At 70.3% G+C, this 23892-nt stretch carries 22 protein-coding genes and 1 pseudogene; 11 read left to right on the top strand and 12 right to left on the bottom strand.

Features of this window, described 5'->3' with window-relative positions; all coding sequences use genetic code 11:
* Positions 1 to 3 precede the first annotated feature (3 nt).
* The 3 genes from A5694_RS18725 to A5694_RS18715 are packed head-to-tail and all read right to left on the bottom strand — an operon-like array spanning position 4 to position 3036.
* Positions 4 to 1143: a hypothetical protein gene (locus A5694_RS18725; protein ID WP_064923808.1), complete on the bottom strand. Its 1140-nt coding sequence runs from the start codon at positions 1141 to 1143 to the stop codon at positions 4 to 6.
* Positions 1140 to 2543 (bottom strand): phosphomannomutase/phosphoglucomutase, encoded by a 1404-nt coding sequence (locus A5694_RS18720; protein ID WP_064923807.1) that lies wholly within the window; start codon positions 2541 to 2543, stop codon positions 1140 to 1142. Before A5694_RS18720 ends, A5694_RS18725 begins: the two co-directional genes overlap by 4 nt.
* A 58-nt stretch (positions 2544 to 2601) precedes the next feature.
* Positions 2602 to 3036, bottom strand: a complete 435-nt coding sequence (locus tag A5694_RS18715) for a DUF3499 domain-containing protein (protein ID WP_082952751.1) — start codon at positions 3034 to 3036, stop codon at positions 2602 to 2604.
* A 91-nt stretch (positions 3037 to 3127) separates the two neighbouring features.
* Between A5694_RS18715 and A5694_RS18710 the strand changes: the two genes are divergently transcribed.
* The gene (locus tag A5694_RS18710; protein ID WP_064923805.1) at positions 3128 to 3583 is read left to right on the top strand and encodes a metallopeptidase family protein; all 456 of its coding nucleotides are present in this window, start codon (positions 3128 to 3130) and stop codon (positions 3581 to 3583) included.
* Positions 3584 to 3599: 16 nt separating this feature from the next.
* On the opposite strand, the gene A5694_RS18705 is transcribed toward A5694_RS18710, so the two are convergent.
* Entirely contained in the window at positions 3600 to 3956 is a 357-nt protein-coding gene (locus A5694_RS18705; protein ID WP_275080514.1) for a WhiB family transcriptional regulator, read from the bottom strand.
* A gap of 362 nt (positions 3957 to 4318) precedes the next feature.
* Between A5694_RS18705 and cofD the strand changes: the two genes are divergently transcribed.
* From cofD to A5694_RS18690, 3 genes are read left to right on the top strand one after another with little or no spacing between them, the layout of a single operon-like run.
* A complete protein-coding gene (gene cofD, locus A5694_RS18700) occupies positions 4319 to 5311 on the top strand; it encodes a 2-phospho-L-lactate transferase (RefSeq protein WP_064923803.1) in 993 nt (330 codons plus the stop codon).
* On the top strand, positions 5308 to 6648 hold the full coding sequence (locus A5694_RS18695; RefSeq protein WP_064923802.1) for a coenzyme F420-0:L-glutamate ligase: 1341 nt from the start codon (positions 5308 to 5310) through the stop codon (positions 6646 to 6648). The genes cofD and A5694_RS18695 overlap by 4 nt, the downstream gene beginning before the upstream one ends.
* Positions 6645 to 7178: an NUDIX hydrolase gene (locus tag A5694_RS18690; RefSeq protein ID WP_064923801.1), complete on the top strand. Its 534-nt coding sequence runs from the start codon at positions 6645 to 6647 to the stop codon at positions 7176 to 7178. The genes A5694_RS18695 and A5694_RS18690 overlap by 4 nt, the downstream gene beginning before the upstream one ends.
* 14 nt (positions 7179 to 7192) lie before the next feature.
* Here A5694_RS18690 and A5694_RS18685 read toward each other — a convergent pair whose 3' ends face one another.
* The 4 genes from A5694_RS18685 to rfbD all read right to left on the bottom strand — a co-directional run bounded on the left by A5694_RS18685 (position 7193) and on the right by rfbD (position 10476).
* Positions 7193 to 7549, bottom strand: a complete 357-nt coding sequence (locus tag A5694_RS18685) for a hypothetical protein (protein ID WP_064923800.1) — start codon at positions 7547 to 7549, stop codon at positions 7193 to 7195.
* An 89-nt stretch (positions 7550 to 7638) separates the two neighbouring features.
* Complete coding sequence (locus tag A5694_RS18680; protein ID WP_064923799.1) at positions 7639 to 8712, bottom strand: sugar phosphate nucleotidyltransferase; 1074 nt, start codon at positions 8710 to 8712, stop codon at positions 7639 to 7641.
* Positions 8709 to 9596, bottom strand: coding sequence for a glycosyltransferase family 2 protein (locus tag A5694_RS18675; protein ID WP_064923827.1), 888 nt, complete (start codon positions 9594 to 9596; stop codon positions 8709 to 8711). Before A5694_RS18675 ends, A5694_RS18680 begins: the two co-directional genes overlap by 4 nt.
* Before the next feature lie 10 nt (positions 9597 to 9606).
* The gene (rfbD, locus tag A5694_RS18670) at positions 9607 to 10476 is read right to left on the bottom strand and encodes a dTDP-4-dehydrorhamnose reductase (RefSeq protein ID WP_064923798.1); all 870 of its coding nucleotides are present in this window, start codon (positions 10474 to 10476) and stop codon (positions 9607 to 9609) included.
* A gap of 87 nt (positions 10477 to 10563) precedes the next feature.
* Between rfbD and A5694_RS18665 the strand changes: the two genes are divergently transcribed.
* From A5694_RS18665 to ctpC, 4 genes and pseudogenes are all read left to right on the top strand, one after another.
* Complete coding sequence (locus A5694_RS18665) at positions 10564 to 12036, top strand: LCP family protein (protein ID WP_234786422.1); 1473 nt, start codon at positions 10564 to 10566, stop codon at positions 12034 to 12036.
* 46 nt (positions 12037 to 12082) lie between these two features.
* On the top strand, positions 12083 to 12772 hold the full coding sequence (locus A5694_RS18660) for a TIGR03089 family protein (protein WP_064923826.1): 690 nt from the start codon (positions 12083 to 12085) through the stop codon (positions 12770 to 12772).
* 174 nt (positions 12773 to 12946) lie between these two features.
* Positions 12947 to 13228, top strand: a complete 282-nt coding sequence (locus tag A5694_RS18655) for a DUF1490 family protein (protein ID WP_064923796.1) — start codon at positions 12947 to 12949, stop codon at positions 13226 to 13228.
* A gap of 64 nt (positions 13229 to 13292) precedes the next feature.
* Positions 13293 to 15383 (top strand): annotated as a pseudogene (gene ctpC / locus A5694_RS18650) (manganese-exporting P-type ATPase CtpC); the annotation flags it as partial.
* A 137-nt stretch (positions 15384 to 15520) separates the two neighbouring features.
* On the opposite strand, the gene A5694_RS18645 reads toward ctpC, so the two are convergent.
* The 4 genes from A5694_RS18645 to pstS (A5694_RS18630) form a co-directional block, all read right to left on the bottom strand.
* Positions 15521 to 16132, bottom strand: coding sequence for a cation transporter (locus A5694_RS18645; RefSeq protein ID WP_064923825.1), 612 nt, complete (start codon positions 16130 to 16132; stop codon positions 15521 to 15523).
* Positions 16133 to 16315: 183 nt separating this feature from the next.
* A complete protein-coding gene (locus tag A5694_RS18640) occupies positions 16316 to 18244 on the bottom strand; it encodes a serine/threonine-protein kinase PknD (RefSeq protein ID WP_064923795.1) in 1929 nt (642 codons plus the stop codon).
* Between the two features lie 6 nt (positions 18245 to 18250).
* The gene (locus A5694_RS18635) at positions 18251 to 20200 is read right to left on the bottom strand and encodes a serine/threonine-protein kinase PknD (protein ID WP_064923794.1); all 1950 of its coding nucleotides are present in this window, start codon (positions 20198 to 20200) and stop codon (positions 18251 to 18253) included.
* Between the two features lie 91 nt (positions 20201 to 20291).
* Positions 20292 to 21410 (bottom strand): phosphate ABC transporter substrate-binding protein PstS, encoded by a 1119-nt coding sequence (gene pstS / locus A5694_RS18630; RefSeq protein WP_064923793.1) that lies wholly within the window; start codon positions 21408 to 21410, stop codon positions 20292 to 20294.
* 49 nt (positions 21411 to 21459) lie between these two features.
* On the opposite strand from pstS (A5694_RS18630), the gene pstS (A5694_RS18625) reads away from it, so the two are divergent.
* The 3 genes from pstS (A5694_RS18625) to A5694_RS18615 all read left to right on the top strand — a co-directional run.
* A complete protein-coding gene (gene pstS, locus A5694_RS18625) occupies positions 21460 to 22554 on the top strand; it encodes a phosphate ABC transporter substrate-binding protein PstS (RefSeq protein WP_064923792.1) in 1095 nt (364 codons plus the stop codon).
* Positions 22555 to 22600: 46 nt separating this feature from the next.
* Positions 22601 to 23407: an ATP-binding cassette domain-containing protein gene (locus tag A5694_RS18620; protein ID WP_064923791.1), complete on the top strand. Its 807-nt coding sequence runs from the start codon at positions 22601 to 22603 to the stop codon at positions 23405 to 23407.
* A gap of 65 nt (positions 23408 to 23472) precedes the next feature.
* A partial coding sequence (locus tag A5694_RS18615) for a substrate-binding domain-containing protein (protein WP_207516052.1) occupies positions 23473 to 23892 on the top strand: 420 nt, incomplete at its 3' end.

Raw genomic sequence — 23892 nt, 5'->3', positions numbered from 1 at the left:
TCGTCAACCCCGCAAAAGTCGCACGTAGGCGGCGGCCATCTCCAACCGCACGGCCAGCACCGCAAGCTGTTGTTCGACCCGGTCCGCGTCGGTCGGCACCGGCACCGGCAAAAGTCCAGCCGGCCCGGCGGCCCCCTCCGGCGCCCCCGGTGTCAGCGGTACGTCCCCCGCGCCGATCAGGTCGACATCGTGCAGACCGTTGACCCGGGCCGCCACCACCGTGCGGTCGGCGGCCAGCGTCAGCGCCAGCACCCGCAGCCGGTCGGCGGCCGGGCCGTCGATCTGCTCGTCGTGAAAGATATCGGCGGAGCCCGCCGCGGCCCGCGCCCGCAGCGCGCTCACCGCATCGGCCAGCCCGGTCGCCGCCACCGTCGTCCGCCCGATCCGCAGCATCGCCGCGCAACCGTGCCGGGCCAGCGCCAGCGTCGCCGCACAGTCCCCGGCCAGTGCGACGTCGCGGCCGACGATCCGGTCCGCCAGCATCTTGGCCGGGTTGGTGAAGAGTTCACGCCCGGCGCTGTTGCGCAACGCCTCGGCGTCCAGTTCGTCGGCCAGCGCGCCCAGGTCGGTCTGTGCACCGGTGGCGCCGACCTCGACCGCGTCCAGCACGGCCAGCCCGGCAGCCAGGTAGCGCGGCAGGCCGAACTCGTCGGGGACACCGATTCGCGGCTCAAGCACCGCGACCCGGCCGGCGGTGGCGTCGCGCAGCGGACCCTCGTAGGGAGCGACCACTACCACCCGCGCGCCGCGCCGCACCCCGGCGGCGGCTGCGGCGACCAGCGCCGGATCCCCCGGGTCGTCGCCGGCCACGACCAGCACATCCAGCGACCCAACCCACGCGGGGGCCTCGGAGGCCAGGACCAGCGGTTGGCGAACCACATCTGCGCGGGCCGCCGCCAGCAGGCTGCCCGCCGTCGCCGCCGTTCCGCGGGTCGCCACCCAGACCAGGGTGCGCGGCGGGTAGTCCCAGCCGTCGCTGCGCACCGCGTCCAACGCGCCCTCGGCGACCGCGGCGGCGGTGGCCCGTACCTGCGCGCCGGCCATGGACGCGGCCCGCAACACGCCGTCGTGGTCGGCGGCCAGCAGCCCCTCGGTGTCGTCGAGGTCGACGGTGGAAGAAAAGGATCCGGAGAACGCGTTCACGACCGTGACTTCTCGGCGGCGGTGACGGCCTGGATCTGCCCGGCGACCTTGGCCACCACCGCATCCACCGTGGCGGCGTCGGGCGCCTCCACGTTGAGCCGCAGCAGCGGTTCAGTGTTGGAGCTGCGCAGGTTGAACCAGCTGCCCGCACCCAGGTCGACGGTCACCCCGTCCAGGTGGTCGACGGAGGCTTGCGCGCCGAACGACGCGACGACGGCGTCCACACACGCCTGCGCATCCTCGACGGTGTAGTTGATCTCGCCGGATGCCGCGTACCGCTGGTAGTCGGCGGTCAGCTCGGACAGCGGCCGCTGCTGTTCGCCGAGTGCGGCCAGGACGTGCAGAGCGGCCAGCATGCCCGAGTCGGCGCCCCAGAAGTCCCGGAAGTAGTAGTGCGCCGAATGTTCCCCGCCGAAGATCGCACCGGTCTCGGCCATCAGCCCCTTGATGTAGGAGTGCCCGACCCGCGAGCGCAGCGGCGTGCCGCCGCGCTCGGTCACCAACTCGGCCACCGCCCGCGAGGTGATCAGGTTGTGGATCACCGTCGCACCGGGCTCGCGGGCCAGTTCGCGGGCCGCGACCAGGCCGGTCACCGCCGACGGGGACACCGGGTCGCCGTGCTCGTCGACGACGAAGCACCGGTCGGCGTCGCCGTCGAAGGCCAGTCCGATATCGGCGCCGCGCTCGCGCACAAAGGCCTGTAAGTCGGTGAGGTTGGCCGGGTCCAGCGGGTTGGCCTCGTGGTTGGGGAAGTTGCCGTCCAGCTCGAAATACAGCGGCAGCAGCGTGATCGCCTCGACCGAGCCGAACACCGCCGGGGCGGTGTGGCCGGCCATCCCGTTGCCGGCGTCGACGGCGACCCGCAGCGGGCGCGAGCCGCTGATGTCGACCAGCGAGTGCAGGAACGCCGCGTAGTCGGCCAACACGTCGCGATCGGTGATGGCACCACGCTGCCCGGACCGGCCGGCGTCCGGGTCCACCCCGGCGATCAGCTCGTCGCGGATCCGGCCGAGGCCGGTGTCGGCGCCGACGGGCTTGGCGCCCGCCCGGCACAGCTTGATGCCGTTGTAGGCGGCGGGGTTATGGCTGGCGGTGAACATCGCGCCCGGGCAGTCCAGTGAGCCGGAGGCGAAGTAGAGCTGGTCGGTCGAGGCCAGACCGATCCGGATCACGTCGAGGCCCTGGGCGGTAACCCCGTCGGCGAACGCCGCCGACAACCCGGGCGAACTGTCCCGCATGTCGTGGCCGATCACCACCTGGCGGGCGCCCTCGTCGCCCATCAGCCGGGCGAACGCAGCCCCGACCTCGGTAACCAGGGATTCATCGATCTCCGAACCGACCAGGCCACGTACGTCGTACGCCTTGATCACACGGTGGACAGCCGCAGCGGGCCGAGACATGGACAGGGCTCCTGACGAAGTGGACTCTTGACGCTCAAGCCTAGCCCGGAACGCGCGATCAGTCCGACGGGTCGGGTAACACGCGCAGGTGACCGCGGCGCCGGCCGTTGCTCTTGCCGGGCGGACCGGGCGGTGCCAGCACCCCTTGGGCGGTGGCCGGTGCGCCCCGGGCACCGGAATCCGTCGGGCCGGCCTGCGGGTACCACCCCTTGGCGGGCGCGGCCGGCCCGGACTGGCCCTCGCGAACCGCTTCGGCGAGCGCGACCAGATCGTCTTCCTCCGGCGAGACCCAGGGGCCGGGGTGGCGGACCAGTTCCCAGCCCCGCGGGGCGGTGATCCGGCCGGCGTGGCTGAAGCACAGGTCCCACGAATGCGGCTCGGCGGCGGTCGCCAGCGGGCCGACCACGGCGGTGGAGTCCGAGTAGACGAACGTCAGCGTCGCCACCGCATAGTGCGGACACCCTGGCCGACAGCAGCGGCGGGGAACGTTCACGCCCGTGAGGCTATCGTGGCCGCGCACCGCCGTGTCGCCGGACACGCGCAAGGGGCGAGCAGGCTATGCGCAACCGTTACCATCTTCTTCCGTGATCGCCACGCGTCGGCATTGGCGCGGCCGCGAGCCTCGCGGGCCGCTGCTGCCGCCGACCGTGCCGGGGTGGCGCACCCGCGCCGAACGGTTCGACATGGCGGTGCTGGAGGCCTACGAGCCCATCGAACAACGCTGGAAGCAACGGCTATCGGCGCTCGACGTCGCCGTCGACGAGATTCCGCGGATCGCCGCCCGCGACCCCGACAGTGTGCAGTGGCCGCCGGAAGTGGTCGCCGACGGGCCGATTCCGCTGGCCCGCTTGATTCCCGCCGGGGTCGATGTGCGGGGAAATCCGACGCGGGCGCGAATCCTGCTGTTCCGCAAGCCGATCGAGCAACGGGCGAACGACAGCACCGAACTCGGGGATTTGCTACACGAAATTCTGGTGGCTCAGGTCGCCACCTACCTCGATGTCGACCCCACCGTCATCGACCCCACGATCGAGGACTAGGCCGGACGTAGCGCGCTCAGATGATGCCGCGCTTGAGGCGACGGCGCTCGCGCTCGGACAGGCCGCCCCAGATGCCGAAGCGCTCGTCGTGCGCCAGCGCGTATTCCAGGCACTCGCTGCGCACCGAGCACCGCTGGCAGATCTTCTTGGCCTCGCGGGTGGAGCCGCCCTTCTCCGGGAAGAACGCCTCGGGGTCGGTCTGCGCGCACAGGGCGCGGTCCTGCCACTGCTCATTGGTGGCCGAGGCGGGGTCGAACGGGTCGAATTCGTCGTAGTCCTCGGGTTCGGGAACCAGACTCAGATGGGGCCGGCTGCGCGCCGGTTCGGCCTCGGCCGGCGTCATTGCGGTATGGGCATGCGGTGTCCCCCCCATTACGCCCCAAAGGTGTTCATAGGACATGCTGGGCCTCCTCACCTGGTTGCGCGATCCTGATATGTCGCCCGCTTGTGCGATATTGTCCGTCTCAATTCGAACATGTGATCGAATCTCGGTCTGCGACACCGGAATCGGCTGGCCAACCGGGAAATGACACTGATGTGATTAGACACGGGTTGACTGGTCCGGTCAAGCCGAACGGCCAAATTCCTTACCATCCCGTGACCGATTTCCGACGTGTCCGAGACCGGCGAGTCCGTGTCATCTAGCCCACACCGGCCCTCCGGCGTGTCTTGCGGGGGCTGTTGGGATGCACCGCCACACCGGCCGCGGCCTCACCAAAGGTACTGTCGTGCGCTGTGAAGGTGACGGTTCTGGTCGGGGGGGTCGGCGGTGCCCGCTTCCTGCTCGGCGTCCAGAAACTGCTGGGTCTGGGCCAGTTCGGCGACGGCTCGGACGCCGAGACCGCCGCGCACGAACTGACCGCGGTCGTCAACGTCGGCGACGACGCCTGGATGCACGGGGTGCGCATCTGCCCGGACCTGGACACCTGCATGTACACCCTGGGCGGCGGGGTGGACCCGGAGCGCGGCTGGGGCCACCGCGACGAAACCTGGCACGCGATGGAGGAGTTGGCCCGCTACGGCATGCAGCCGGATTGGTTCGGCCTCGGCGACCGCGACCTGGCCACCCACCTGGTTCGCACCCAGGCGCTGCGCGCCGGCTATCCGCTGACCGAGGTAACCGCGGCACTGTGTGACCGCTGGCAGCCGGGGGCAAGGTTGCTGCCGGTGACCAACGACAGCTGCGAAACGCACGTCGTCATCACCGATCCGGCCGACGACTCGCAGCGCGCGATCCACTTCCAGGAATGGTGGGTGCGCTACCGCGCCGAGGTCCCCACCCACGGATTCGGCTTCGTCGGCAGCGAGAAGGCCAGCGCGACAGCCGAAGTCACCGAGGCGATCGCCGGAGCCGACATCGTGCTGCTGGCCCCGTCCAATCCGGTCGTCAGCATCGGCGCCATTCTCGCCGTACCCGGCATCCGGGCGGCACTGCGATCCACGCCGGCACCGGTCGTCGGCTACTCGCCGATCATCGCCGGGAAACCGTTGCGCGGCATGGCCGATACCTGCCTGAGCGTGATCGGCGTGGAGTCCACTGCGCAGGCCGTGGGCGCGCACTACGGCGCCCGCAACGCAACCGGGATCCTGGACTACTGGCTGGTGCACGAGGGCGAACACGTGCAGGTCGACGGCGTGACCGTGTGCAGCGCCCCGCTGCTGATGACCGATCCCGCCGCGACGGCCGAGATGGTGCGCACCGGGCTGGATCTCGCGGGCAAACGATGACCGAACACGGCAGCGCCGCCAAGGTCGAGATCCTGCCGGTCACCGGCCTGGGCGAATTCCGGCCGGGTGATGACCTGGCGGCCGCGCTGGCGCAGGCCGCGCCCTGGCTGGCCGACGGCGACATCGTGGTCGTCACCAGCAAGGTGGTGTCCAAGTGCGAGGGCCGCATCGTGCCGGCGCCGCACGACGCCGAGGCCCGAGATGCGCTGCGCCGCCAGCTGGTGGAGGCCGAGGCGGTGCGGGTCCTGGCCCGCAAGGGCCGCACCTGGATCACCGAGAATCGGCTGGGGCTGGTGCAGGCCGCCGCGGGCGTGGACGGGTCCAACGTCGGCGCCGACGAACTCGCGCTGCTGCCGGTCGATCCCGACGCAAGTGCCGCCGCGTTGCGCGCCGGCCTGGCCGCGCGGCTCGGGGTCGCGGTGGCGGTGCTGATCACCGACACCATGGGCCGCGCCTGGCGCAACGGGCAGATCGATGTCGCGATCGGGGCATCCGGGCTGACCGTGCTGAACGGCTACGGCGGTGCCGTCGACCGGCACGGCAACGAGTTGGTGGTCACCGAAGTGGCCGTCGCCGACGAGCTCGCCGCCGCCGCCGACCTGGTCAAGGGCAAGCTCACCGATGTTCCGGTGGCGGTGGTACGCGGGGTGTCCAGCCCCGACGACGGCTCCACCGCGGCCGCGCTGGTGCGCTCCGGCGCCGATGACCTGTTCTGGCTGGGCACCGCCGAGGCCATCGAGACCGGGCGGCGACAAGCCCAGCTGCTGCGTCGCTCGGTGCGCACCTTCTCCAGCGAACCCGTGCCGGCGGAGACGATCACCGACGCCATCGCCGAAGCCCTGACCGCCCCGGCGCCGCACCACACCCGGCCGGCGCGGTTCGTCTGGCTGCAGACCCCGAGCGTGCGCACCCGGCTGCTCGATGCGATGGCCCAGCGCTGGCGCGCCGACCTGGCCGGCGACGGCAAATCCGCGGAAGCCATCGAGGCCCGGGTGGCGCGCGGCCGGATCCTCTACGACGCCACCGAAGTCGTCATCCCGGTGATGGTCCCCGACGGCGCCCACCACTACCGGGATGAGGCCCGCACCGCCGCCGAACACACCATGTTCACCGTGGCGGTCGGCGCTGCCGTGCAGGCGCTGCTGGTGGCGCTGGCGGTGCGCGGCGTGGGCAGCTGCTGGATCGGGTCGACCATCTTCACCCCCGAGCTGGTGCGTACTGAGCTGGATCTGCCGGCGGACTGGGAACCGTTGGGCGCCATCGCAATCGGCTACTCCCCCGAGCCGATCGAACCCCGCCCGCCGGCCGCCATCGACGATCTGCTGGTGCGCCGGTGAGCACCCACGCCTCCGCTGTCGCCACGCTGACGGCTTGGGAGGCACCCGATGCCGGACAAGATGCGCTGCGCCACGCGGTCCTGGCGTTTCTGGCCGCCCGCGCCGACGCCTGTGCGCGCGAATGCGCGCCCGGCCACATCACCGCCTCGGCCCTGGTGCTCGACCACACCGGCGAACACGTGCTGCTGACGCTGCATCCGCGGGTGGGCCGCTGGCTGCAACTGGGCGGGCACTGCGAAGACGGTGACGCCGACATCGTCAACGCCGCACTGCGCGAGGCCACCGAGGAATCCGGTATCGCCGGCCTGCAGCTCGACCCGCGTCTGGCGGCCGTACACGTGCATCCGGTGACGTGCTCGCTGGGCGTGCCGACCCGGCATCTGGACCTGCAGTTCGTGGCGCACGCCCCGGCCGGCGCGCAGATCGGCATCAGCGACGAGTCGGTCGACCTGCGCTGGTGGCCGGTGGACGCGTTGCCGCCGGATGCCGATGACGCGTTGGCGCATCTGGTGGCGCGGGCGGTCAGGTAGCCCTGCCCGCGGGCTCATTGGGAGTCGGTGACCCGCGTCCAGGGCTGGCAATTCTGCGACTCGAAGGCCTTGACCGTGGCGGGAATGCTCGCGTACATCGGACCGATAGACGTATTCGTCTGGACCACATGATCCTTGGCCGCATCGGGTGTGCTGTAGGTGAACCACGAACACATCGACTCTTGCGTCGGTACGTTGTTGATCCATACGCCGAAGGCCGAACCCGACCCGCCGGTGTGATACAGGCCAGGTGCGATATCGGTGCCGACCTGATAGACGCCGTTACCGGGAATCGGGTCAAGCGGATCGGCAGCTGCCGACGGCGCCATGGCGACCGCCGCCAGGCACGCGACGAAGACCTTGATGAACATGGCTATGACTATCCCCCGTTGACTCCGCGTGTACGGCGGAAAAGTTCGAGAAAGCTGCACCCTGAGCGCAGAGTCAGCGGAGAGCCGGCTCAGACGTCGCTGGAGTAGCGGATTCCGCAGTCGGGGATCGACACCCCGGGCCACACCCGGGCCCCGCGCAACAGCTCGCAGCGGGCCCCGATGTCGGCGCCGTCACCGATCACCCCGTCGCGGATCAACGCGCGCGGGCCGATGCGCGCGCCGAACCCGATGATCGAGCGTTCGATCACGCAGCCGGCTTCGACTTTGACGCCGTCGAAGATCACCGCGCCGTCCAGCCGGGCGCCCGGGCCGATCTCGGCGCCGCGGCCGACGACCGTCCCGCCGATCAGCACCGCACCCGGCGCCACCGCGGCACCGTCGTGCACCAGCGACTCACCGCGCTGACCGCCCAACGCCGGCGACGGCGCGATGCCGCGCACCAGATCCGCCGAGCCGCGCACGAAGTCCTCCGGGGTGCCCATGTCACGCCAGTAGCTGGTGTCGACGAACCCGCAGACCTTGACCCCGTCGGAGAGCAGCGCTGGAAACACCTCGCGCTCCACCGAAACCGCCCGCCCGCGCGGGATGCGGTCGATGACGTTGCGGGACAGCACATAACAGCCGGCGTTGATCTGGTCGGTCGGCGGATCCTCGGTCTTCTCCAGAAACGCGGTGACCCGGCCGTCGTCGGTGGGCACACACCCGAACGCGCGCGGGTCTCCGACCCGCACCAGGTGCAGGGTCGCCTCGGCGCCGTGCTCGCGGTGATAGGCGTACAACTCGCCCAGGTCCGCCCCCGACAGCACGTCGCCGTTGAACACCATCGCGGTGTCATGGCGCAGCACGGGCGCGACGTTGGCGATACCGCCGCCGGTGCCCAGTGGTTCGTCCTCGGTCACGTAGTCGATCTGCAGGCCCAGCGCGGACCCGTCGCCGAATTCTTGCGCGAACACCGCCGGCTTGTAGGACGTGCTGAGGATGACGTGCTCGATGCCGGCCGCGGCGATCCGCGAGAGCAGGTGGGTGACGAACGGCACGCCCGCGGTCGGCAGCATCGGCTTGGGCGCCGACAACGTCAGCGGCCGCAGCCGGGTGCCCTTGCCGCCGACGAGCACCACGGCATCGACTTGGCTCAGTGTCACGGGCGTCCCTTCATCAGCTTGCGGCGGGCGCTGCGCACCGCCAGGGTCGAGCGCACCGCCAGCGCACCGCGCATGGCCCAGCGCAGCGGCGCCCGCCACCACCCGGTGTGCCGGTCGGCAAGGTAGGTATAGGTGCTGCGGTGGTGCGCCGCTAGGTTGGCCGCCGGGTCCTTGCCGGTGGCGTGCCCCTTCTGGTGCAGTACCTCCGCAGACGGCACGTAGACGTTGAGCCAGCCGGCCTTGCCGAGCCGGTCGCCCAGGTCGACGTCTTCCATGTAGAGGAAGTAGCGCTCGTCGAAGCCGCCGATCGCCTCGAACGCGGCGCGGCGCACCAGCAGGCAGGCGCCGGAGAGCCAGCCCACCGGGCGCTCACTGGGTTCTAGGCGCTCCTGCCGGTAGGCCCGCGACCACGGATTGTTCGGCCACACCGGACCGACCACGGCGTGCATGCCGCCGCGGATCAGGCTCGGCAGGTGGCGCGCCGAGGGGTACACCGAGCCGTCGGGTTCGCGGATCAGCGGGCCCAGCGTCGCCGCGTGCGGCCACCGGTCGGCCGCCTCGAGCAGGGCGTCGATGCTGCCGGGGCCCCACTGCACGTCGGGGTTGGCCACGATGAGAAATTCGCTGCGGTGGCCATCCGCGGCGTCAAGGTGCGCCACCGCGCTGTTGACCGCGCCGCCGTAGCCGAGGTTGGCCCCGGTCACAAACAGCTGCACATTGGGGTAGCGCTGCACGGCTTCCTGCGGGGCGCCATCGGTCGATCCGTTGTCGGCCATCACCACCTGCACGGGGCGGTCGGTGGCCAGCGACAGCGATGCCAGGAAACGGTCCAGATGCCAACCCGGCGAATACGTCACCGTCACCACCGGCAGGGCCTCACTCACGGCGTAGAGGTTATCTCGCCAGTGCCGCGGCCAGCGCATCGCGCCATGAGCGCAGTGGCGCCAGGCCGGCCCGCGCCGATTCGACGCCCGACAGCGCCGAGTAGGCCGGCCGGGCCGCCGGGCGGGGCCGGGCCGCGCTGCTGACCGGCAACACCCGGTGCGGGTCGGCGCCCAGCGCGCTGAACACCGCCCGGGCCTGCTCATAGCGGCTGGCCGCACCGGCATTGGCGGCGTGCAGCACCCGCGCCGTCGGCCACGCCTGCGCCAACGCCAGCAGTGCCTCGACCAGGTCGCCGGCGTAGGTCGGTGAACCGATCTGGTCGTCGACCACCTCCACTGTCGAATCGCCGGGGGCCCGCCCACGCATGACGGCGACGAAGTCCGTCCCGCCGGCGGTACCGGTGTAGACCCAGGCGGTGCGCACCACCAGCGCGTCCGGCGAGGCGCCCAGCACCGCGTTCTCACCGGCCAGTTTGCTGCGGCCGTAGGCACTGAGCGGGCGGGTGGCGTCCCCGGGCTCGTACGGGCGCGGCGGCGCGCCGCCGAAGTCGCCGTCGAAGACGTAGTCGGTGGAGATGTGGATCAGGCGAGCGCCGGCGCGCGTGCAGGCGGCGGCCAGATGGCCCGGGCCGGCCGCGTTGACGGCGTGGGCGCGGTCCGGGTCGGTCTCGGCGGCGTCGACGTTCGTGTAGGCCGCGCAGTTGACCAGCACGTCATTGGCGCGCAGGTCGACGGCGTCGACGGCGTCCGGATCGGTGATGTCGCACTGCGCCGATGTGAGCGCCAGCACGTCGCGGCCCGCCTCGGCGGCGCGGGCGGCCAAGCAGGTGCCGACCTGGCCGCCGGCTCCGGTGATCACGATTCGCTGCCGAGTACTCATAGCTGCCGAGCTTATGCAGCGGTTCCAGCTGATCTGGCGCGCCGATCACGGCTACCGCCGATACAGCAGTTACACAAGTAGCCTGAAGTGATGCCTGCGCAACGTGTGATTCGTGTGATCGCGACCGTGGCAGCCGTCGCCGTCGTCCTCGGCACCGGGGTGGCCTGGAGCCGGGTCCGGTCCTTCGAGGACGGCATCTTCCACGTCGCGTCGCTGGCCCTCGGCAAGGGCGGAGCCGACGGCGCGGTCGACATCCTGCTGGTCGGGATGGACAGTCGCACCGACGCCCACGGCAACCCGCTGACTCCCGAGGAGCTCGCAGCGCTGCGCGTCGGCGACGACGACGCCACCAACACCGACACCATCATCTTGGTCCGCATCCCCAACAACGGGAAGTCGGCCACCGCGATCTCGATACCCCGCGACTCCTACGTGGCCGCCCCCGGGCTGGACAAGACCAAGATCAACGGCGTCTACGGCGCCACCCGACTCGAGACCGCCGACGCGCTGGTCGCGTCCGGGATGGACCCGGCCCAGGCGCAGGCCCGCGGCACCGAGGCGGGCCGGGAGGCCCTGATCAAGACGGTGGCCGACCTCACCGGGGTCACCGTCGACCACTACGCCGAGGTCGGACTGCTGGGCTTCGCGCTGATCACCGACGCCCTCGGCGGCGTCAACGTCTGCCTGAAAGAGCCCGTGTATGAGGAACTTTCCGGTGCGGACTTCCCGGCCGGCTGGCAGCGACTCGACGGCGCGCAGGCGCTGAGCTTCGTGCGGCAGCGCCACGACCTGCCGCACGGCGACCTCGACCGGGTCCGCCGCCAGCAGGCGGTGATGGCGGAGCTGGCCCACAAGGTGATCTCCGGCAAGACACTGTCGAGTCCGGGCACCCTGTCGCGGCTGCAGGCCGCGGTGCAGCGCTCGGTGGTGCTCTCGGCCGGTTGGGACGTAATGGATTTCGTCACCAAGCTGCAGGATCTGGCGGCGGGCAAGGTCGCCTTCGCCACCATCCCGGTGCTCGAGGAGTCCGGCTGGAGCGACGACGGCATGCAGAGCGTGGTGCGCGTCGACCCAGCCCAGGTGTCCGACTGGGTGGCCGGACTGCTGCATGACACCGACGAGGGCAGGACCGACCAGCGGGCCTACGACCCGGAGCACACCATCGCCAGCGTGTACAACGACACCGATATCAACGGCCTGGCCGCGGCGGTCTCGGGTGTGCTCAACGCCAAGGGGTTTGGTACCGGGTCGGTCGGCAACAACGAAGCCGCCCACGTGCCGAACAGCCAGGTGCAGGCCGCCAACACCGATGACCCCGGCGCCCAGGCGGTGGCCCGGGATCTCGGCGGGTTGCCGGTGGTGTCCAACGAGTCGGTGCCGGCCGGCGCGGTACGCGTCGTGCTGGCCAACGACTACACCGGACCGGGATCGGGCCTGGGTGCCGGTGATCGCGCCGAGGTGGCCGGCATCTCCGGCGTCGAAGACGGCGAGCTGCCCCAAATCCCCGCTGCGTCACCGATTCTGACCGCAGGTTCCAACGACCCGCAATGCGTCAACTAACGTCGGTGAGGTGACCAACCTCAGCTCGGCGATCCTTGACCCGATCATGCGCGCCGACCCGGCGGGCCCACGGATCACCCACTACGACGACGCCACCGGCGAGCGCATCGAGTTATCCGCGGCGACCCTGGCGAACTGGGCCGCCAAGACCGGCAACCTGCTGCGCGACGAACTCGGCGCCGGGGCGCGCAGCCGGGTGGCGGTCTTGCTGCCGGCGCACTGGCAGACCGCGGCGGTGCTGTTCGGCGCGTGGTGGATCGGCGCCGAGGTGCTACTGGCCGCCCCGGGCGGGGACGCCGATATCGCCCTGTGCACCGCCGAGCGGCTCGACGAGGCCGACGCGGCGGTCGCCGCCACCGGCGGCGAGGTGGTCGTGCTGTCCCTGGACCCGTTCGGCGGGCCGGTCCCGGACCTGCCGGTGGGTGTCACCGACTACGCGACGGCGGTGCGGGTGCATGGCGACCAGATCGTCGCCGAACGGGCCCCCGGCCCGGCACTGGCCGGATCGTCCGCCGACGAGGTGCTGGCTTGGTGCGAGAAGTCCGCGGCGGCAACAGGTTTGACACCCTCGGATCGGGTGTGGTCGGCCAATTCCTGGGCCACCCCTGCCGAGCTGGTCGACAACATGCTGGCGGTCTTCGCCGTCGGCGCGTCGCTGGTGCAGGTCACCAATCCCGACCCCGACACGCAGCAGCGCCGCCGGGAAACCGAGAAGGTCACCCGGACGCTGGGCTGACGCGGCCCGGCGGTCGAGTGTGCGGTTCAATACGCCCGCGCCGGCGTGTTGCGTACGAAACCGCACACGTGGCGCGTTTCCAGGCCGACTCACAGCCGACGCGATATATGCAGAAATGCTTATATGCTGATACTCTCGCTGACTAAGACGGACGAGCCACGAAGGGGATGACTCATGGCGGTACAGGGACTGCTGGCGAAGGCGGCCGGCACGGTGTTCACCGGGCTGGTCGGGGTGAGCGCCTATGAGCTGGCGCGTAAGGCGCTGCAGAAGGCTCCGCTGCACGAGGCTGCGGTGACCGCCACCGAATGGAGCCTGCGCGGAACCCGGCGCGCCGAGGAGGTCGCCGAGTCGGCGCGGCTGAAGGTGGCCGACGTGGTCGCCGAGGCACGCGAACGCATCGGCGAGGAGGCGACACCCCCGGCGGCGGCCGTCGCCCACGACCACGACCACTGAGCGCGGCGACGTGAGCGCCGCCGACAGCGCAGAACTGAGCGTCGTCTCCGACGCTGCGGGCCGGATGCGGGTACGGGTCCCCTGGGTCCGAAACGACTCGCGGCGTGCAGTGGCGGTCGAGGAGACGGCCGGGCGGGTCAACGGGGTGCGCACCGTGCACGCCTACCCGCGCACCGGCGCGGTGGTGGTGTGGTACTCCCCCAACCGATGCGACACCGCGGAGATCATGGCGGCGATCCGCGACGCGGCCACCGTCGCCGCCGAGCTGATCCCGGCCCGCACCCCGCGCTCGGCGGACATCCGCAACACCGATGTGCTGCGCATGGTGATCGGCGGTGCAGCCCTGGCGCTGCTGGGCATGCGCCGCTACGTATTCGCCCGGCCGCCGCTGCTCGGGCCGAGCGGCCAGCTGGTCGCCACCGGCGCGACGGTGTTCATGGGTTATCCATTCCTGCGGGGCGCGCTGCGCTCGATCCGGTCCGGCAAGGCCGGCACCGACGCGCTGGTCACCGCCGCGACCATCGCCAGCCTGGTATTGCGGGAGAACGTGGTCGCGCTCACCGTGCTGTGGCTGCTCAACATCGGCGAATACCTGCAGGACCTGACGCTGCGCCGCACCCGGCGCGCCATCTCGGATCTGTTGCGCGGCAGCCAGGACACCGCCTGGGTGCGGCTCGCCGGTGGAACCGAGGTGCAGGTACCGATCGACACGGTGCAGATCGGCGATGAGGTGATCGTCCACGATCACGTCGCGATCCCGGTCGACGGCGAGGTCACCGATGGCGAGGCCATCGTCGACCAGTCCGCGATCACCGGTGAGACCCTGCCCGTCAGCGTGATCGCCGGGGCGACGGTGCACGCCGGTTCGGTGGTGGTGCGCGGCCGGGTGGTGGTGCGCGCCACCGCGGTCGGCAGCCAGACCGTGATCGGCCGGATCATCAGCCGCGTCGAGGAGGCGCAACACGACCGTGCCCCGATCCAGACCGTCGGCGAGAACTTCTCCCGCCGATTCGTACCGGCGTCATTCATCCTGTCGGCGTTCACCCTGCTGGTCACCGGTGATGTGCGCCGCGCGATGACGATGCTGCTGATCGCCTGCCCGTGCGCGGTCGGGCTGGCCACCCCGACGGCGATCAGCGCGGCGATCGGCAACGGCGCCCGGCGCGGGATCCTGATCAAGGGCGGCTCCCATCTCGAGCAGGCCGGCCGGGTGGACGCGATCGTGTTCGACAAGACCGGCACACTCACCGTGGGCCGCCCGGTGGTGACCAATATCGTTGCCGTCCACAAGGATTGGCAGCCCGAGCAGGTGCTCGCCTACGCCGCAAGCTCGGAGCTGCACTCGCGGCATCCGCTGGCCGAGGCGGTGATCCGCTCCACCGAGGAACGCCACATCAGCATTCCGCCGCATGAGGAGTGCGAAGTTCTGGTCGGGCTGGGCATCCGCACCTGGGCCGACGGCCGTACCCTGCTGCTGGGCAGCCCGAATCTGCTGCGCGCCGAGAAGGTCCGCATCTCGAAGAAGGCGGCGGACTGGGTCACCAAGTTGCGCGCGCAGGCCGAGACCCCGTTGCTGCTGGCGGTCGACGGCACCCTGGTGGGGTTGATCAGCTTGCGTGACGAGGTGCGCCCGGAGGCACACGGCGTGCTTGAGCAGTTGCGTGGCAAGGGAATTCGTCGCATCGTGATGCTCACCGGCGATCACCCCGAGACCGCTGCTGCGGTGGCCGCCGAGCTCGGCATCGACGAGTGGCGCGCCGAGGTGCTCCCCGAAGACAAGCTGCAGGTGGTTCGCGACCTGCAGGACGAGGGCTACGTGGTCGGCATGGTCGGTGACGGGGTCAACGACGCTCCCGCGCTGGCCGCCGCCGACATGGGTATCGCGATGGGCCTGGCCGGCACCGACGTGGCGGTCGAGACCGCCGATGTCGCTCTGGCCAACGACGACCTGCGGCGGCTGCTGGACGTCCGGGACCTGGGCAGCCGGGCCGTTGAGGTGATCCGGCAGAACTACGGCATGTCGATCGCGGTCAACGCCGCCGGTCTGCTGATCGGCGCCGGCGGTGCGCTGTCACCGGTGCTGGCGGCGATTCTGCACAACGCGTCGTCGGTGGCCGTGGTCGCCAACAGTTCGCGGTTGATTCGCTACAAGCTGGGCACCGAACCGATGGCATCGGCCCCGGCGGGGCGTAATCTGTTTCCGTCCCGGCTGTCCCTGTCGAGCAACACCACCAGCTCCAGGGCAGCCGGGACTTTGCTCGGTAAGCAGTCCCCCCGCAGGTTCGACGGTCTTTAGCAGCCGCAGCCCTCGCCCCGCCAGGACCGGAAGCCCTGCCATACCGACACCGCGGCCACCCCCAGGCCGATCAGCGGATCCAGCCACCATCCCCCCGACCACTGCGCGGTGAGTGTCAACCCGACCAGCACCGCGGCGGCCTGGATCGCGCACAGGTAGTTCTGCACGCCTTCGCCGACGGTGGCCGCCGAACTCAGCCGGGTGCCGAGCCGGCGCTGCGCGCGGCCCAGAATCGGCATCACCAGCACCGCCACAGCGGTGATCGCGATTCCCAGGACGCTGCTCTCGGTGCGGTGGTCGCCCAACAGGTGGCGTACCGATTCGGCCGCGATGTAGGGGGCGTTGATCCAGAACGACACCGCCACCCCGATCTGGGCGCGGCGCTCGGCCGTCGGCGACAGCGTACGTGCGCCGGTGAACCGCCAGATCACGATCGCCCCGGCCAACGCTTCGGGAATGGCGCCCAGCGCCCAGCCGGTCAGCGCGATCGAGCCGGCGGCCAAGCCCTGCCACAGGCCTACTACGCCTTCGAACCCCACCACCACCAGGCTGACCCAGGCGAGCCGGCGAGCCCACCTGGCGGCGCGGTGCCAGCCGGCATCGAGCACCGGGCGAACCGCATGGCGGTGCCCGGCGTGATCGTGCTCGGGAGGGTGGACGGCCGCTGCGTCGATGACCGGATTGGTCAGGCCGACCTCTGGGCCCGCCACGCGACTGTCCACACGAAAATGCTACCGCCGATCGGCGACGGGGCACGGCCGCCGGACGCACGTCACACCGGCACGACCGGCTCAGCCCGGGGCGAGCCGCACCACCCGGTTGTTGCCGCGGTCGGCCACATAGACCGTGTTGTCCTTGCTCACCGCGACATCCAACGGGGTGTTGAGCCCGGTGAACGCCAGGGTGGTCGGCTCGGTGGCCCCGGCCGGCAGCTTGAGTACCTTGTTGCCGTCGTGCTCGGTGACGTAGACGTTGGCACCGGAGTCGACCGTGATGCCCCACGGCACCGCGAGCCCGGGGAACGGCAGCACCACCTGATCGGTGGACCCGGCCGCCAGCTTGAGCACCCGGTTGTTGTCGGTGTCGGTCACATAGACGGTCCCGGAACCGTCCACCGCCACCCCGTCGGGGTTGTTGAGGCCGCTGAACGGCAGCACCGTCTGGGTGTTCGAGCCGGACGCCAACTCGACCACCCGGTCGTTTCCGCGGTCGGCGACGTAGACGTTGCCGCCGGAGTCGACCGCCAGGCCCTCGGGGTAACTCAGCCCGTTGAACGGCAGCACCACCTGGTCGTTGGAGCCGGCCGACAGCTTCACCACCCGATTGTTGAAGTCCGAGACGTAGACGGTGCCGTTGTTGTCGACCGCGACGCCCTGCGGCTGGTAGAGCCCGCTGAACGGCAGCACGGTCGGCGCGGTGGATCCGGCCGCCAGCTTGACCACCCGCCCGTACATGCCCTGGCTGGCGACGTAGACGTTGCCGTCGGAGTCCAGCGCCACCCCGCTCGGGGAGAGCCGGAAGTTGATGCCGGTGAACTGCAGCTCGCTCTGGCCGGCCGGCGCCGCCGCCGACGGGTGCGACGGCCGCGCGATCAGGTAGCCGACCACGCCGACCACCGTGACCAACGCCAGGATCGCGGCGACCAGCACCGCCGGGCGCTGCCCGCCGGGGCCCCCGCGCCGGCGGCCGAGCCGCGAGGACGCCGGCGGCGGCGCGTAGGCCGCCGGCCGGCGCACCGTCGGTGGTTGCGGTGCGGGCCGGTCGCGCCAGCCGGTGACCTGAGCGGCCGGGGCAACCGGGGCAACCGGAGCGGCCGGTGCGGGGCCGAAGGCCGCTTCTTCGCTGTGCCGGATGATGGTGGCCGCCTGATCCTGTTGCGGGCCGGTGAGGGCGTCGTGGGCGGCGGCGGCCAGCTCGCCGGCGCTGCGGTAGCGGTCCTCGGGCCGTTTGGCCATCCCCCGGGCGATCACCTGGTCGAAGGCCGGCGGGACACTGCCCGGGCGCTGCGCGCTGGGCCGCGGGGCGGGTTCGGTCAGGTGCGCGGCGATCATCCGCTCGATGCTGTCGGCCCGGTACGGCGGTGTGCCGGTCAGACACTCACCGAGCACGCAGGCCAGCGAGTAGATGTCGGCGCGGTAGGTGACGTCGCCGCCGGTGAACCGTTCCGGGGCCATGTAGTTGTAGGTGCCCACCGCGGTACCGATCTGAGTCAACCCCGGGTCGGTGGCCGCGCGGGCGATACCGAAATCCACCAGGTAGACGAAGTCGTCCCCGGTCACCAGGATGTTTTCGGGCTTGACGTCGCGGTGCATGATCTGCGCGGCGTGGGCGGCGTCCAACGCAGCGGCGACCTGGCGGATCAGCGCCACCGCCCGGGCGGGGCTGAGCGGGCCCTGCCGGTTGAGCAGGGTGCGCAGTGAGTCGCCTTCGATCAGGCGCATCTCCACGTAGAACTGTCCGTCGATCTCGCCGTAGTCGTGGATGGGCACCACGTGCGGTTCGGTGAGCCGCCCGGCGGTGTCGGCCTCACGCCGCAGCCGGGCGTGCAGAACCGGGTCGTCGGAGAGTTGCGGCGAGATCAGCTTCAACGCCACCATCCGGTGCTTGCGGGTGTCCTCGGCCTCGTAGACCTCACCCATCCCGCCGCTGCCGAGCAGGCGGATCAGCCGGTAGTGCCCGAAGTGGGAACCGGCTCGCGACCCGGGGCCGCCGTTATACACCGGTCCTCATCGGTTCGCGTCCACCATGACGACCCGGTCGTTACCGCGGTCGGCGACGTAGACGTGGCCGTGCTTGTCGACGGCCACATCCAGCGGCGCGTTGAGGCCGGTGAACGGCAACACCTCCGGGATCGCGGCGTCGGCAGCCAGTTTCACCACCTTGTTGCGGCTGTGCTCGGTGACGTAGACGTCGCCGGCGTCGTCCACGGCGATTCCTCGTGGGGAGACGATGCCGGCGAACGGCAATATGATCTGTTCGCCTGCCGCGGCCAGCAGCTTGAGCACCCGGTTGTTGCCGGTGTCGGCGACGTAGACGTTGCCGGCGGAGTCCACCGCCACCCCGCTGGGCTTGTTGAGGCCGGCGAACGGCAGCACGGTCTGGATGTTCGAGCCCGGTTCCAGCCGCACCACCATGTCGGCGCCCCGGTCGGCGACGTAGACGTTGCCGTCGGAATCCACCGCTACCCCGCTGGGATCGTCCAGACCGGCGAACGGCAGCACCGTGTGCGCCTCGGAACCGGCCGCCAGCTTGACCACCCGGTTGTTCACGTCGGAGAAGTACACATTGCCGCCGTCGTCGACGACCAGCCCGCGCGGCTGATACTGGTCACTGAACGGCAGGACCGTGGTGTCATCCGAGCCGGCCGCCAGTTTCACCACTCGCCCGCGCATGCCTTCGCTGGTGACATAGACGTTGCCGTCGCCGTCCAGCGCCACCCCGCCCGGGGAGAGCCGGTAGTCCAGGTTGGTGAACGACAGCACCTGCTGTGGGGGCGAGGCCACCGCCGACGCCGACGACGGGCGGCTGACCAGGTGGCCGATGCCGGCCACCACGGTCACCGCGGCGAGCGCCGCGGCCGCCGCCAGCACCGGCTTGCGCGGCAGTTGCCGGAGCCGGGACGGCATGGGCGGGGTGGACCTGGCCGGGTTCGCGCTGCGCAGTTCGGCACCTAGCAGCGGCGACACCGGGAACGGCACCGGCTGCGGCACGGCGTCCCCGGGGCCCGCGGTACGGGCGGCGGGGCGGGAGTCGGCCCGGGTCTCGGCTTCCAGGCCGCCGGGCAGATGCAGGGCGGGCTCGCCTCGCCGCAGGATCCTGGCCACCTGGTGGCGTTCGGGCTCGGTCAGCGCCTGGTAGGCGGCCGCGGCCAGCTCACCGGCGCTGCTGTAGCGATCCTCGGGTTTGTTGGCCAATCCGCGGGCCAGCACATCGTCGATGGCCGCCGGGACGCGCCCCGGGCGCAGCTTGCTGGGACATGGGGGCAACGTGGTCCGGCGTTCTTCGACCGCGTCGTCGAGGGTGCCGGAGGAGAACGGAGGCGCTCCGGTCAGGCACGCGGCCAGCACGCAGGCCAGCGAGTAGATGTCGGCGAGGTGGGTGACCTGCTCGCCGGTCAGGCGTTCGGGAGCCATGTAATGCACGGCGCTGGTCGCCGGGTCGGGCCGGGTGCCCGGATCCGGGATGGCCGCGGCCACCCCGAAGTCCATCAGGTAGGCCAGGTCGTCGCCGGTGAGCAGGATGTTGGCGGGCTTGACATCACGGTGGGTGACGTCGGCGTTGTGCGCCGCGTCCAGCGCCGCGGCGATCTGCCGCACGATCGCCACCGCGCGCGGCGGGCTCAACGGCCCGCCGTCCGCCAATACGGTGGCCAGGTCGGTGCCGTCGATCAGGGCGGTCTCGAGGTAGAGCACGTCGTCGATCTCGCCGTAGGCCTGGATAGGCACCACGTGGGGCTCGGTCAGCTGACCGGCCGCTTCGGCCTCGTCCTCCAGCCGGCCGCGGAACGCCTCGTCGCCGGAGAACGACTCGGCGATCAGTCTCAGCGCCACCATCTCGTCGGTGCGGGTGTCTTCGGCCCGGTAGACCTCACCCACGACGCCGTGACCCAGCAAACGCTCAAGCCGGTAGGGGCCGAACCGCGACCCCGCCCGCGAACCCGGCTCGGTGTTGTTCACCGACGACGCTCCCTTCGCCTCACCAGCACCCCGGTGCCGCGAATCCGCGGCGAAAGACCTGCCTACCAGCCTAACCGGCGTCACCCCGAAGTCACGAAATGGCGTTTACCGCCGCCAGAAGCTTCGATTTGAAGGAATCCGGCAACGGAATGGAGCCGTACTGGTCAAGTCCGTCCTGGCCGGGGCCGATCGCCGCCTGCATGAACGCCTTGACGGCTGCGCCGGTGGCGGCGTCGGGGTACTTCGAGCAGACGATCTCGTACGTCGCCAGCACGATCGGATAGGCGCCCGCCTCGGTCGGCTTGTAGAACGACGACGTGTCCAGCACCAGGTCATTGGGCTGTCCGGCCGGCGACGCGAACTTGGCCCCGGCGATCGTCTTGCCGACCGAGTCCGCGGAGATCGAGACCGGCTTCGGCCCCGCCGACGTGATGATCTGCGCCATCGGCAGCTGCTTGCCGACCGCGAACGACCACTCGTTGTAGGTGATCGAGCCATCGGTGTTCTGCAGCGCCGCCGACGTGCCGTTGTTCCCAGCGGCGCCTTCACCGACACCGCCGTTGAACATCTCGCTGGTTCCGCCGGTCCACGCGCCATCGGAGGCACCATCGAGATACTTTTGGAAATTGGCGGTGGTTCCCGACTTGTCGCTCCGGTAGACCACATGGATGGGCGTCGAGGGCAGCGGCACACCCGCGTTGAGCGCCTTGATGGCGGGGTTGTCCCAGCTGCCGATCGTGCCGTTGAAGATCTTCGCCAGGGTAGGGCCGTCCAGGCTCAGGGAGTTGACTCCGCTGATGTGATAGGTGACCGCAATCGGGCCGAACACGATCGGCAGGTCCCACGCCGGTGAACCGCACCGCTCAGCAGCGCGTTCCGGCTGGCCCTTGGAGGGGTCCAGCGCCACGTCTGATCCGGCGAGATCGGTTTCGTTGGACACGAACTCGTCCACCCCGGCGCCCGAACCGTTGGCGTTGTAGTCCAGGGTGTGGCCCGGGCACGCCCGGATGTAGGCGTAGACGAATTGCTCGATGGCGTTCTCCTGGGCGGTGGAGCCGCTGGCGTGCAGTTCCTGCTTGCCGCCACAGTCCACCGATGACGCCGGGCCTTCCGCCGAACCGGAATCACCGGCGTGGCCGCCGCATGCCGAAACCGTCAGTGCACCAACGATGAGCAGCGCCACCAACACGGTCCATCGGCCGGGTTTCACAGCTCAAAACCTTACCGCGGCGCCCAGCAGGCGGACGTAGCATTGCTCGATGCGGTCTCGACGGACACGCCTCACCGGGTTGCTCACCGCCACAGTGCTGCTGGGCGCCGCGGCGTGCGGATCGGCCACCACCGGCGACACCGATGCGATGCCGGTGGCGTTGTCGGAGACCGGCAGCACGTTGCTCTATCCGTTGTTCAGCGAGTGGGGTCCGGCCTACCAACAGCAGCACCCCCACGTCACGATCAGCACTCAGGACGGCGGGTCTGGTGCGGGTATCGCCCAGGTAGCCGCGGGTGCGGTGGACATCGGCGCTTCGGACGCCTACCTGTCCGAGGGCGACATGAAGCAACACCCGGGCCTGATGAACATCGCGCTGGCCATCTCGGCCCAGCAGATCAACTACAACCTTCCCGGTGTCACCGAGGCGATCAAGCTCGACGGCAAGGTGCTGGCCGCCATGTACTCCGGCACGGTGAAAACCTGGAACGACCCACAGATCACCGCGCTCAACCCCGGGCTGAACCTGCCCGACACCCCGGTGGTGCCACTGCACCGCTCCGACGGCTCCGGCGACACCTTCTTGTTCACCCAGTACCTGTCCAAACAAGACCCCGACGGCTGGGGCAAAGCCCCCGGTTTCGGCACCACCGTGGACTTCCCCGCAGTGCCCGGGGCGCTGGGCGAGAACGGCAACGGCGCCATGGTGACCGGCTGCGCCGCCAATCCCGGCTGCATCGCCTATGTCAGCATCAGCCAGCAGGATGAGGCGCGCGCTCATCGCCTCGGCACGGCGCAGTTGGCCAACGCGGCCGGCCACTATCTGTTGCCCGACGCCAAAGGCATCCAGGCCGCCGCGGCCGGCTTCGCCGACCAGACCCCCGACAACCAGGCCGTCTCGCTGATCAACGGCCCCGCCCCCGACGCCTACCCGATCGTCAACTACGAGTACGCGATCGTCAACGTCACGCCGAAAGCCACCAGGGATAAAGCCACCGCCCAAGCGCTGCAGGCCTTCCTGCACTGGGCCGTCACCGACGGCAGCTCTCCCAGCTTCCTCGACAAGGTGCACCTGCAGCCGCTGCCCGACGCCGTCGCCAAACAGTCGCAGGCCCAGATCGCCAAAATCGGCGCCGCTCATTGAGGCTTTGACAACCGATCCGCAGGAACCGGACGTAACATAAGCGCCGATGCCACCCGAAAGGCTCGACAGCGAGACCGGGAATGCCAGCGCTCCAGCAATGCGCGCTGTGGGTCTCACCTTGGGTTTCGGCGCCAAAACCGTGCTCGACGAGGTGGATCTGGCGTTTCCCGCCCGGGCGATCACTGCCCTGCTCGGGCCCACGGGTTCGGGCAAAACGACGTTTCTGCGCACCCTGAACCGGATGAACGACAAGGTCACCGGCTACCGCTACCGCGGCGACGTCCTGCTCGACGGGGCAAGCATTTTCGGCGACCGGGATCTGATGGAACTGCGGCGCAGTGTCGGCATGCTGTTTCAGCGCCCCAACCCGTTCCCGATGTCGATCCTGGACAACGTCGTCGCCGGCGTGCGTGCCCATAAGATGGTGCCGCGCAGCCGGTTTCGCGATGTTGCGGAAGAGAAGCTGCGGCTGGTCGGACTCTGGGATGCCGTCAAGGACCGCCTCGGAGACTCCCCGTTCCGGCTCTCCGGCGGCCAGCAGCAACTGCTGTGCACCGCGCGGGCACTGGCGGTCAACCCCGACGTGCTGCTGCTCGACGAGCCGACGTCGTCACTGGATCCGACCACCACGGACAAGATCGAACAGCTCATCTCGTCGCTGACCGACCGGCTGACGGTGATCATGGTGACCCACGATCTGGCCCAGGCCGCGCGGATCGCAGACCGCACCGCGTTCTTCTTCGAGGGCCGGCTGGTCGAGGAAGGCCCGACCGCACAACTGTTCTCGTCTCCGCAGCACCAAGAGACGGTCCGCTACCTCTCCCGGGGGCAGTTGTCCGCCGAGCACGCCTAGGTAATCGCAAGGTACGACGAAAGGGTGTCACCGTGAAAACTCGCCGTCAAAGCAAGCTGAGTCGCATGCTGACCCTGTCGGCCACCGCGCCGCTGATCCTGGCCGCGGCCTCCTGCGGTGGGAAAACCGACACGGCGCCATCGGAATCGGCTCATCCGGGCGGTGTGGCCACGACGCCGGCCTCCTCGGAGGTGGCGTTGTCGGAGACCGGCAGCACGTTGCTCTACCCGTTGTTCAACCAGTGGGGCCCGGCGTATCACCAGAAGTATCCCAACGTCACCATCACCGCGCAGGGCACCGGTTCGGGCACCGGCATCTCGCAGGCCGCCGCGGGTGCGGTGGACATCGGCGCTTCGGACGCCTACCTGTCCGAGGGCGACATGAAAGAACACCCGGGCCTGATGAACGTCGCGCTGGCCATCTCGGCCCAGCAGATCAACTACAACCTTCCCGGTGTCACCGAGGCGATCAAGCTCGACGGCAAG

This window comes from Mycolicibacter sinensis (genome assembly GCF_001667945.1).
Classification (GTDB): Bacteria; Actinomycetota; Actinomycetes; order Mycobacteriales; family Mycobacteriaceae; genus Mycobacterium; species Mycobacterium sinense_B.
Note: the sequence above shows the minus strand (reverse complement) of the source record. Positions and strands in the feature narration are given on the sequence as shown.